Here is a 10,773-nt window from a genome sequence, read left to right on the forward strand (position 1 = left end):
CTGCGCCTTTTCCCCGAATCCATTGCTCCCTCCTGAAAATAGGTCAGAAGGTGTAAACCTTATTCAGGACGGGACATACCCCACAAAAAAGCCCCGATCAGATCGGGGCTTTCAGATGTTCGATTTGCCGATTCAAGTCGTCAAATCGCGGCTAACTCTGGGATCAATCCCAGCTCAAAGCCCCACCAGTCTGATACTCAATAACCCGAGTCTCAAAGAAATTCTTCTCTTTCTTCAAGTCCATAATCTCGCTCATCCAAGGGAACGGGTTTGTAGTCCCCGGATACTCTTCCTTCAGACCAATCTGCGACAGGCGACGGTTAGCGATGAACTTCAGATAGTCTTCCATCATCGCCGCATTCATCCCCAACACCCCACGAGGCATGGTGTCGCGAGCGTATTCGATTTCCAGCTGAGTGCCCTGCAGAATCATCTGCGAAGCTTCTTCCTTCATCTCGGCATCCCACAAATGCGGGTTTTCGATTTTGATCTGGTTGATCACGTCGATGCCGAAGTTCAGGTGCATGGATTCGTCGCGCAGGATGTACTGGAACTGCTCGGCGACGCCGGTCATTTTGTTGCGGCGGCCCATGGAGAGGATCTGGGTGAAGCCGCAGTAGAAGAAGATGCCTTCCAGAACGCAGTAGTAGGCGATCAGGTTGCGCAGCAGTTCTTTGTCGGTTTCGACGGTGCCGGTTTCGAACTTCGGATCGGAGATCGAACGGGTGTATTTGAGGCCCCAGGTGGCTTTTTTCGCGACCGATGGGATCTCGTGGTACATGTTGAAGATTTCGCCTTCATCCATGGCCAGCGATTCGATGCAGTACTGGTAGGCGTGGGTGTGGATCGCCTCTTCGAAAGCCTGGCGCAGGATGTACTGGCGGCATTCCGGGTTGGTGATCAGGCGGTAGACGGCCAGGACCAGGTTGTTGGCGACCAGGGAGTCGGCGGTGGAGAAGAAGCCGAGGTTGCGCATGACGATGCGGCGCTCGTCGTCGGTCAGGCCTTCCGGGTTTTTCCAGAGGGCGATGTCGGCGGTCATGTTGACTTCTTGCGGCATCCAGTGGTTTGCGCAGCCGTCCAGGTATTTCTGCCAGGCCCAGTCGTACTTGAAGGGTACGAGTTGGTTGAGGTCGGCGCGGCAGTTGATCATGCGCTTTTCGTCAACGGCGACACGGGCGGAGGCGCCTTCGAGTTCGGCGAGGCCTTCGGCGACGTCGAGAGAATCCAGAGCAGCCTTGGCGCGGGCTACTGCGGCGGAGTCAGCGGCGGTCACGGCGCGTGCTTCGAGGGCGGCGGCACCGCCGGCGCTGTCGAGACGGTCCATGTTGGCTTCGGTGGCGTGGCCAGCGTTGGCGCTCTTGACCGCTACTTCCGTGTCTTCTTTGTCGAATTCGTCCCAGCTCAGCATGACGTGTCGTCTCCTGCGTGAGGGCCAGAGTGCCCGTGTGAAAATGGTTGGTTGGTTTTTCACACGGCCGTACTGGCCGCGTTGGATCTAAAGGAAATCGTTTCTTGCGGCAGCTAACGCAGGCAATAAAACAGAATTTTGTACGGGGTTCCGAGAGCCTCTGACGGGCGCGGAAATCGGTAATGATCTCTGCGTGGGCTTCAGACTGGCTATTGATCCCTGTAAGGGGATATTGCAGGCCCGTTAGGGCGGCATTATAGGGAAATTTTTGCCGTCGTGGTGCGGCGAATCGGCCTACAGATCGGTCGAGAGGACGGGTTTTTCGGTCGGAGCGAGGGTTTACAGGGCTTTGGGGGCCATAGATTTTTTTTCGGGGAAAAGGGCGCTTATTGGTTTTTGCTCAAAAAACAACCAAAAACCGGGTTTTTCACTACATCTTGTGTTTTTGCGAGCTTTTCGATGTATCCAGACACAACCGAGCCCGACAGGAAGCCGGGCTGCGAAATCGCCTCGATTTACAGCGCGGGCGTTGTTGCTCAGCCATTGGAGCAGCCATTACCCATCATGCTGTAACGCAGGATATGCCGTTGACCTTGTGAGTCTTCGTATTCCATTTTCATCGGCACCACTTCACACACGTTTGGGGTTTCGCTCATGGAGATTACTTTGGCGATGTCCAGGTTGGTGGAGTAAGTGTATTCCTCGATGACCGGTTGTTGCTGTGCGACATCGGTCGGGGCTTCGTCGGCCATGGCGTTCAAGCACAGGCTGCCCAGGGCCAGAACTAATAAAGCTTTCATCTGCTTTTACCTTTCTTGGGTCGAATGGGGTCACGCAACCTTTTTGGGGTTGCGTGCGGATCTGATTACTTGGGTTTGGGTTAACTGCCTTCGTGGGGGCTGTAACTTGGTTAACTCGGTTTGCCGGTTTGGCGGGGATGGATTTTAGGGCTGGGGGGTGCATTCATATAGGTGGGCTTTTGATAAACACTTTTGACAGATTTCGTAACAATCCCTGGAATCCAATTGGGTACGACTGCGAGGGGCCGGTTCGCTGTTGATATTGGTGGCGCTGTGCGTCAGGTAGGCCGCCATCGCTGGCAAGCCAGCTCCCACAGGGTTTTGGAGGCATCCCCTTCGTTGGGGTGCGACAGGAAATGCTCGGTTTGGCTGGCTGGGTAACTATTCAGGACATTTTGTAGGGCCTTGTTACTACCATCGTCGAATGGTTCTATGGGGCCGGCGCGACTACAACTGGGTCATACAAAAACAACTATTCCACCGAGGTAAGAAAGATGAGTGCGGCTTCCCTGTATCCCGTTCGTCCCGAGGTTCTGGCCAATACGCTGACCGACGAGGCGACCTACAAGGCCATGTACCAGCAGTCCGTCGTCAACCCGGACGGCTTCTGGCGCGAGCAAGCCAAACGCCTCGACTGGATCAAGCCTTTCACCACGGTGAAGCAGACTTCCTTCGACGATCACCATGTCGATATCAAATGGTTTGCCGATGGCACCCTGAACGTTTCCTACAACTGCCTCGACCGTCACCTGGCCGAGCGCGGTGACCAGATCGCTATCATCTGGGAAGGCGATGACCCTTCCGAGAGCCGCAACATCACTTACCGCGAGCTGCACGAGCAAGTCTGCAAATTCGCCAACGCCCTGCGCGGCCAGGATGTGCACCGTGGCGACGTGGTGACTATCTACATGCCGATGATCCCTGAAGCCGTGGTCGCCATGCTGGCCTGCACCCGGATCGGCGCGATTCACTCGGTGGTGTTCGGTGGTTTCTCGCCGGAAGCCCTGGCCGGTCGCATCATCGACTGCCGCTCGAAAGTGGTGATCACTGCCGACGAAGGCATCCGTGCCGGCAAGAAGATCCCGCTCAAGGCCAACGTCGACGACGCGCTGACCAACCCGGAAACCAGCAGCATCCAGAAGGTCATCGTGTGCCAGCGCACCGGTGGCGACATCAAGTGGAACCAGCATCGCGACATCTGGTACGAAGACCTGATGAAAGTGGCGGGCACCGTTTGTGCGCCGAAAGAGATGGGCGCCGAAGAAGCGCTGTTCATCCTTTACACCTCCGGTTCCACCGGCAAGCCCAAGGGCGTGCAGCACACCACTGGCGGTTACCTGCTGTATGCGGCCATGACCCACGAGCGTGTGTTCGACTACCGTCCGGGTGAAGTCTACTGGTGCACCGCTGACGTCGGTTGGGTCACCGGCCACACCTACATTGTCTACGGCCCGCTGGCCAATGGCGCGACCACGCTGCTGTTCGAAGGCGTGCCGAACTATCCGGACATCACCCGGGTGGCGAAGATCGTCGACAAGCACAAGGTCAATATTCTCTACACCGCGCCAACCGCGATCCGCGCGATGATGGCTTCGGGCACTGCCGCTGTGGAAGGTGCCGATGGCAGCAGCCTGCGCCTGCTGGGTTCGGTGGGCGAGCCGATCAACCCGGAAGCCTGGGACTGGTACTACAAGAACGTCGGCAAATCCCGTTGCCCGATCGTCGACACCTGGTGGCAGACCGAAACCGGCGCGACCCTGATGAGCCCGCTGCCGGGTGCTCATGGTCTGAAACCGGGTTCTGCGGCGCGTCCGTTCTTCGGCGTGGTGCCGGCGCTGGTGGACAACCTGGGCAACATCATCGAGGGCGAGGCCGAGGGCAACCTGGTGATTCTGGATTCGTGGCCAGGCCAGGCACGTACGCTGTATGGCGACCACGACCGCTTCGTCGATACTTACTTCAAGACGTTCCGTGGCATGTACTTCACTGGTGACGGTGCTCGTCGCGATGCCGATGGTTACTACTGGATCACCGGTCGCGTGGACGACGTGCTCAACGTGTCTGGCCACCGCATGGGTACCGCCGAGATCGAAAGCGCGATGGTCGCTCACCCGAAAGTTGCCGAGGCAGCGGTGGTGGGTGTGCCGCATGACATCAAGGGGCAGGGCATCTATGTGTATGTCACCCTTAAAAACGGCGAAGAGCCGAACGAGCAATTGCGCCTGGAATTGAAAAACTGGGTGCGCAAGGAGATCGGTCCGATTGCTTCACCGGATGTGATTCAGTGGGCGCCGGGGTTGCCGAAGACTCGTTCGGGGAAAATCATGCGGCGGATTCTGCGCAAGATTGCTACTGCTGAGTACGACGGATTGGGAGATATCTCCACCTTGGCCGATCCGGGTGTGGTGCAGCATTTGATTGATACGCACAAGACGATGAATGTGGCGTAAGCGTCGCGTCTGAGTCGCTCAGAGCCCTGCCCGGCATTGCGCCTGGCGGGGCTTTTTAATGTCTGGGGATTGTGTGTTGGTTGTGCCGGCCTCTTCGCGGGCAAGCCCGCTCCCACAGGGGGTTGTGGTGTGCGGATGATCTCTGTCCAGCTGTATGAAACTGTGGGGCGGGCTTGCCCGCGATAGCATTCGGTCAGACACCACTTAAACAGTAGCCAATAATTATCGGCTTTGTACGTAGGGCTATTCCTACTGTTACCCCGCGATTGCTCAGGTTACTGAATGTGTAACCGCATCGCGCCGATCCGGGGCATTGGGAAACGCTTAGCCCCGATCCAGGGCATCACAACCACGGATAATAAATAAGATCCCACGCTACGCTTGCCGGATTAGAAGGCTTTGCCAATAATAGGCCCGCAATTTGCAATGTTGATTGGTTCACTCCCTTTTGCTCTTGCATGATTTTGCAGGGGCTGTCAACGCGCCTGACGGCATTCTCGGTGCTTCTGTAACTAGTTGTCGCATTGAAGAAATATCGGCCTCGGGCCTGTCGTTAGAATGCCGATCACTCGCTCGTCGTTGCCGGTGTTGAATTCAACGCTCGTATCCCGGGACGCAGCATTGCTTTTCGGTTCTACTCATTCGCATATTGGGCTAACGCTCACTCTGCCGTTTCAGCCCTATACCGATGGAGTCCCAAGATGAAGAAACTCGTGCTGCTTGGCGCCCTGGCACTGTCCTCCGTGCTGTCCCTGCCAACCTTCGCCGATGAAAAGCCTCTGAAAATTGGTATCGAGGCGGCTTACCCTCCGTTCGCTTCCAAAGCGCCGGACGGCAGCATCGTTGGTTTCGACTACGACATCGGCAACGCCCTGTGCGAAGAGATGAAGGTCAAGTGCGTTTGGGTCGAGCAAGAGTTCGACGGTCTGATCCCGGCGCTCAAGGTGCGCAAGATCGACGCCATCCTGTCGTCGATGTCGATCACTGAAGACCGCAAGAAGTCCGTGGACTTCACCAACAAGTACTACAACACCCCGGCCCGCCTGGTCATGAAGCAGGGCGTTCAGGTCAGCGAAGGCCTGACCGAGCTCAAGGGCAAGAACATCGGCGTGCAACGTGGTTCGATCCACGAGCGTTTCGCCCGTGAAGTCCTGGCCCCGCTGGGTGCCGAGATCAAGCCATACGGTTCGCAGAACGAAATTTACCTCGACGTGGCTGCCGGCCGCCTCGACGGCACCGTGGCAGACGCTACGCTGCTGGAAGACGGCTTCCTGAAAACCGACGCTGGCAAAGGCTTTGCGTTCGTCGGCCCGGCGTTCACCGACGTCAAATACTTCGGTGACGGCGTAGGCATCGCCGTGCGTAAGGGCGACAAGGCCGAGCTGGACAAGCTCAACGCCGCCATTACTGCCATTCGCGAGAACGGCAAGTACAAGCAAATCCAGGACAAGTACTTCGCTTTCGACATCTACGGCAAGTAACCCGTCCAGGCGACAAGTCCGAAATGGCGCAAGCAACAGAATCTCTGCGGTTTGCGCCATTTTTTCATCCCAACTTCCGAGGACCTGAATCATGTTGAAAGGCTACGGGGCTGTCATCCTCGATGGCGCTTGGCTGACGCTTCAGCTCGCCTTGTCGTCCATGGCCCTGGCCATTGTTCTGGGTCTGATCGGCGTGGCGCTGCGTCTGTCGCCGGTGCGCTGGCTGGCCTGGCTGGGCGACCTGTATTCCACGGTAATCCGCGGCATTCCCGACCTGGTGCTGATCCTGCTGATTTTCTACGGTGGCCAGGACCTGCTCAACCGCGTCGCACCGCTGCTCGGTTTTGACGACTACATCGACCTGAACCCATTGGCCGCCGGTATCGGCACCCTGGGCTTCATCTTTGGTGCGTACCTGTCGGAAACTTTCCGGGGCGCGTTCATGGCGATCCCCAAGGGGCAGGCGGAAGCGGGCATGGCGTACGGCATGAGCAGTTTCCAGGTGTTCTTCCGGGTACTGGTGCCGCAGATGATTCGTCTGGCGATCCCGGGCTTTACCAACAACTGGCTGGTTCTGACCAAGGCTACCGCGCTGATTTCGGTGGTGGGTCTGCAAGACATGATGTTCAAGGCCAAGCAGGCGGCCGATGCCACCCGCGAGCCTTTCACCTTCTTCCTCGCGGTGGCGGCGATGTACCTGGTGATCACCAGTGTGTCGTTGCTGGCATTGCGTCACCTTGAGAAGCGCTACTCGGTAGGCGTAAGGGCGGCTGATCTATGATCTTCGACTACAACGTCATTTGGGAGGCCATGCCGCTGTACCTCGGCGGCCTGCTGACCACCCTCAAACTGCTCGGGCTGTCGCTGTTCTTCGGCCTGCTGTGTGCGTTGCCCCTGGGCCTGATGCGCGTTTCGAAGAACCCGGTCGTCAATATGTCGGCCTGGCTCTACACCTACGTGATCCGCGGCACGCCCATGCTGGTGCAACTGTTCCTGATCTACTACGGGCTGGCGCAGTTCGAAGCGGTGCGTGAGAGCTTCCTCTGGCCGTGGCTGTCCAGCGCGACCTTCTGTGCGTGCCTGGCGTTTGCCGTCAACACCAGCGCCTACACCGCCGAAATCATTGCCGGCAGCCTGCGCGCCACGCCGAACGGCGAGATCGAAGCGGCCAAGGCCATGGGCATGTCGCGCTTCAAGATGTACAAGCGCATCCTGCTGCCGTCGGCCCTGCGCCGGGCGCTGCCGCAGTACAGCAACGAAGTGATCATGATGCTGCAGACCACCAGTCTGGCGTCCATCGTGACCCTGATCGACATCACCGGTGCCGCACGCACGGTCAACGCCCAGTACTACCTGCCGTTTGAGGCGTACATCACCGCCGGCGTGTTCTACCTGTGCCTGACGTTCATTCTGGTGAAGCTGTTCAAGCTGGCCGAGCGCCGCTGGTTGGGCTACCTGGCCCCGCGGAAGCACTGATATGGAACGCATCGATCATGTGTTGCCGTGGAGCCACTTGGGCAGCGAACGCCAGATCTCGGTGTTTCGCTTCGGCAGTGGCGAGCGCAAGGCCTACATTCAGGCCAGCCTGCACGCCGATGAACTGCCGGGCATGCGCACAGCCTTCGAGCTGAAAAAGCGCCTGGCCGAACTCGAAACCCAGGGCTTGCTCAACGGTGTGATCGAACTGGTGCCGGTGGCGAACCCGCTGGGCTTGAGTCAATTGCTCCAGGGCAATCATCAGGGGCGTTTCGAGGCGGGCAGCGGCAAGAATTTCAACCGCGACTTCGTCGAGCTGAGCGCGCCAGTGGCCGCTGCGCTGAACGGACACCTGGGCGATGACCCGCACGCCAACATTCGTTTGATTCGCCAGGCCATGAGCGATGCGCTGGCCGCGCTGCCACCGGCATCCAGCCAGTTGCAGGGCATGCAGCGCATTCTGCTCAGCCATGCCTGCACCGCTGATGTCGTGCTGGACCTGCATTGCGACGCCGAAGCGGCGCTGCACATGTATGCCTTGCCGCAGCATTGGCCGCAGTGGCGTTCACTGGCTGCGCACCTGAATGTGCGGGTCGGGTTGCTGGCGGAAGATTCCGGCGGCAGTTCCTTCGATGAAGCCTGCTCGCTGCCGTGGCTGCGGTTGTCGCGTCTGTTCCCGGATGCGCAAATTCCACTGGCGTGCCTGGCGACTACCATTGAATTAGGTGGTCAGGCCGACACCGGTCGCGCCGAGGCCTGCGCCCATGCTGAAGGCATTCTGGCGTTCCTCGCCGGGCAAGGCCTGATCAGTGGCGAATGGCCACAAGCTGCGCAAGACGCTTGCGAAGCGATGCCGTTCGAAGGCACCGAATTGCTGATGGCACCGCACCCGGGTGTGGTGAGTTTCCTGCGTAAACCCGGTGAGTGGGTTGAAGCCGGTGACGAGATTTTTGAAGTGATCGATCCGTTGGCGGATCGGGTCAGCACGGTGTGTGCTGGTACGTCCGGGGTGCTGTTTGCCATTGAGCGGCTGCGTTATGCCCAACCCGGTTTCTGGCTGGCCAAGGTGGCGGGGCGCGAAGCGCTGCGTCACGGGCGCTTGCTCAACGACTGACTGACTGTTTTTGTGAGAACCGACCGCATGTACAAACTTGAAGTCCAAGACCTGCATAAACGCTACGGCAGTCACGAAGTGCTCAAGGGCGTGTCCCTGAAAGCGGCAGCCGGCGATGTGATCAGCATCATCGGCTCCAGTGGCTCCGGCAAAAGTACTTTCCTGCGCTGCATCAACCTGCTGGAGCAGCCGCACGCGGGCAAGATCCTGCTCAACAACGAAGAGTTGAAGCTGGTGGCGAACAAGGACGGCGCGCTGAAGGCGGCTGATCCGAAGCAGTTGCAACGCATGCGTTCGCGCCTGTCGATGGTGTTCCAGCATTTCAACCTGTGGTCGCACATGACCGCGCTGGAAAACATCATGGAAGCGCCGGTACACGTACTGGGCGTGTCCAAGGCCGAAGCCCGCGAGAAGGCCGAGCACTACCTGAACAAGGTGGGCGTGGCGCATCGTAAAGATGCTTACCCGGGCCACATGTCCGGCGGCGAACAACAGCGAGTGGCGATTGCCCGGGCGCTGGCGATGGAACCGGAAGTGATGCTGTTCGACGAACCGACCTCGGCCCTTGACCCGGAGCTGGTGGGTGACGTGCTCAAAGTCATGCAGGCCCTGGCTCAGGAAGGCCGGACCATGGTCGTGGTGACCCACGAAATGGGTTTCGCCCGTGAAGTGTCGAACCAGTTGGTGTTCCTGCACAAAGGTGTCGTTGAAGAGAGCGGCAACCCGCGTGAAGTGCTGGTTAACCCGCAATCGGAGCGTCTGCAACAGTTCCTCTCGGGCAGCTTGAAGTAAACCGAACTCCCGTTGCGCACCGGGATAGTGCATGCTTCGCAACCTGGATGCCGGCCCAATCCCCTGTGGGAGCGGGCTTGCTCGCGAAAGCGGTGTATCAGTCAACATCGTTGCTGTCTGAACCACTGCTTTGGCGAGCAAGCCCGCTCCCACATTTGATCTTTGCTGGTTTCGGGATTTGCGTACATTTGCGGGCTAGCATTGGCCCATGCCTTCATCACTGTTCTTCGTTTCGGATTGCCCGCCCATGACTGCCCATCGAATTGGTTTCCTGATTTGGCCCAGCACTAAAGCTCTGACGCTGGCGCTGGCTGAGGAGGCCTTGCGTGTTGCCCAGCGTGTGCATCCGGACGTGGTCTACGAACTGTCGTTCCTGCAGGCCGAGCCACCGGTCGAAGGCGCCTGGCAATTGCCCGGTGAGGCCTGGACCGGCAAGCTCGAAAACTTCCAGAAACTGTTCCTGCTCGCCGATGAGCCGCCCACCGCATTGGCGCCGGCGCTCAGCAGTGGGCTCAAGCAACTGGTGCGTGCCGGTTGTGTGATCGGCGGTTTGTCCGCGGGTGTTTATCCGTTGGCGCAACTGGGTTTGCTCGACGGTTATCGCGCGGCCGTGCACTGGCGCTGGCAGGACGATTTCGCCGAACGTTTCCCGAAGGTCATTGCCACCAGTCATCTGTTCGACTGGGATCGTGATCGCCTGACGGCTTGCGGCGGCATGTCGGTACTCGATTTGTTGCTGGCAGTACTGGCCCGCGATCACGGCGCGGAACTGGCCGGTGCGGTGTCGGAAGAGTTGGTGGTCGAGCGCATCCGCGAGGGCGGGGAGCGTCAGCGCATTCCGTTGCAGAATCGTCTCGGCTCCAGCCATCCCAAGCTCACGCAAGCCGTGCTGCTCATGGAAGCCAACATCGAAGAGCCCCTGACCACCGACGAAATCGCCCAGCACGTGTGCGTGTCCCGTCGGCAGCTGGAGCGCATCTTCAAGCAATACCTCAACCGCGTGCCGAGCCAGTATTACCTGGAGTTGCGCCTGAACAAGGCCCGGCAGATGTTGATGCAGACCAGCAAGTCGATCATCCAGATCGGCCTGTCTTGCGGCTTCTCGTCGGGGCCGCACTTCTCCAGCGCTTATCGCAACTTCTTCGGCGCTACGCCGCGGGAAGATCGCAACCAGCGCCGCAGCAGCAGCCCGTTCGAGTTGTCGTCGGTGCCTCCGGAGCGCGGATAGGTTTCACCCATAAGCTGATCG

General features: G+C 59.0%; 9 protein-coding genes. 7 read left to right on the top strand and 2 right to left on the bottom strand.

Annotated elements, in window-relative coordinates:
* Positions 1–163 precede the first annotated feature (163 nt).
* Positions 164–1,411: a ribonucleotide-diphosphate reductase subunit beta gene (locus AC07OG_RS25665; protein ID WP_007978181.1), complete on the bottom strand. Its 1,248-nt coding sequence runs from the start codon at positions 1,409–1,411 to the stop codon at positions 164–166.
* 536 nt (positions 1,412–1,947) lie between these two features.
* Positions 1,948–2,211, bottom strand: a complete 264-nt coding sequence (locus tag AC07OG_RS25670) for a DUF2790 domain-containing protein (RefSeq protein ID WP_218425979.1) — start codon at positions 2,209–2,211, stop codon at positions 1,948–1,950.
* A 494-nt stretch (positions 2,212–2,705) separates the two neighbouring features.
* Here AC07OG_RS25670 and acs point away from each other — a divergent pair, with 494 nt between their 5' ends.
* The 7 genes from acs (at position 2,706) to argR (ending at position 10,752) form a co-directional block, all read left to right on the top strand.
* Complete coding sequence (gene acs, locus AC07OG_RS25675) at positions 2,706–4,661, top strand: acetate--CoA ligase (RefSeq protein ID WP_495068456.1); 1,956 nt, start codon at positions 2,706–2,708, stop codon at positions 4,659–4,661.
* A gap of 701 nt (positions 4,662–5,362) precedes the next feature.
* Positions 5,363–6,142 carry an ABC transporter substrate-binding protein gene (locus AC07OG_RS25680; RefSeq protein ID WP_060539729.1) on the top strand — a complete coding sequence of 260 codons (780 nt, stop codon included), beginning with the start codon at positions 5,363–5,365 and terminating at the stop codon, positions 6,140–6,142.
* 91 nt (positions 6,143–6,233) lie between these two features.
* Complete coding sequence (locus AC07OG_RS25685; protein WP_034151464.1) at positions 6,234–6,923, top strand: ABC transporter permease; 690 nt, start codon at positions 6,234–6,236, stop codon at positions 6,921–6,923.
* The gene (locus AC07OG_RS25690; RefSeq protein WP_060539730.1) at positions 6,920–7,618 is read left to right on the top strand and encodes an ABC transporter permease; all 699 of its coding nucleotides are present in this window, start codon (positions 6,920–6,922) and stop codon (positions 7,616–7,618) included. The genes AC07OG_RS25685 and AC07OG_RS25690 overlap by 4 nt, the downstream gene beginning before the upstream one ends.
* Position 7,619: 1 nt before the next feature.
* A complete protein-coding gene (locus AC07OG_RS25695; RefSeq protein WP_060539731.1) occupies positions 7,620–8,732 on the top strand; it encodes a M14 family metallopeptidase in 1,113 nt (370 codons plus the stop codon).
* A 27-nt stretch (positions 8,733–8,759) separates the two neighbouring features.
* Positions 8,760–9,524 (top strand): ABC transporter ATP-binding protein, encoded by a 765-nt coding sequence (locus AC07OG_RS25700; protein ID WP_007971015.1) that lies wholly within the window; start codon positions 8,760–8,762, stop codon positions 9,522–9,524.
* A gap of 247 nt (positions 9,525–9,771) precedes the next feature.
* On the top strand, positions 9,772–10,752 hold the full coding sequence (gene argR / locus AC07OG_RS25705) for a transcriptional regulator ArgR (protein WP_060539732.1): 981 nt from the start codon (positions 9,772–9,774) through the stop codon (positions 10,750–10,752).
* The last annotated feature ends 21 nt before the right edge of the window (positions 10,753–10,773 follow it).

It is taken from the genome of Pseudomonas sp. GW821-FHT09H03 (assembly GCF_059415945.1).

What these genes read in the sequence shown, in the direction of transcription:
- AC07OG_RS25665 (WP_007978181.1), bottom strand. Translation starts at nt 1,411, where the DNA reads ATGCTGAGCTGGGACGAATTCGACAAAGAAGACACGGAAGTAGCGGTC.
- AC07OG_RS25670 (WP_218425979.1), bottom strand. Translation starts at nt 2,211, where the DNA reads ATGAAAGCTTTATTAGTTCTGGCCCTGGGCAGCCTGTGCTTGAACGCC.
- acs (WP_495068456.1), top strand. Translation starts at nt 2,706, where the DNA reads ATGAGTGCGGCTTCCCTGTATCCCGTTCGTCCCGAGGTTCTGGCCAAT.
- AC07OG_RS25680 (WP_060539729.1), top strand. Translation starts at nt 5,363, where the DNA reads ATGAAGAAACTCGTGCTGCTTGGCGCCCTGGCACTGTCCTCCGTGCTG.
- AC07OG_RS25685 (WP_034151464.1), top strand. Translation starts at nt 6,234, where the DNA reads ATGTTGAAAGGCTACGGGGCTGTCATCCTCGATGGCGCTTGGCTGACG.
- AC07OG_RS25690 (WP_060539730.1), top strand. Translation starts at nt 6,920, where the DNA reads ATGATCTTCGACTACAACGTCATTTGGGAGGCCATGCCGCTGTACCTC.
- AC07OG_RS25695 (WP_060539731.1), top strand. Translation starts at nt 7,620, where the DNA reads ATGGAACGCATCGATCATGTGTTGCCGTGGAGCCACTTGGGCAGCGAA.
- AC07OG_RS25700 (WP_007971015.1), top strand. Translation starts at nt 8,760, where the DNA reads ATGTACAAACTTGAAGTCCAAGACCTGCATAAACGCTACGGCAGTCAC.
- argR (WP_060539732.1), top strand. Translation starts at nt 9,772, where the DNA reads ATGACTGCCCATCGAATTGGTTTCCTGATTTGGCCCAGCACTAAAGCT.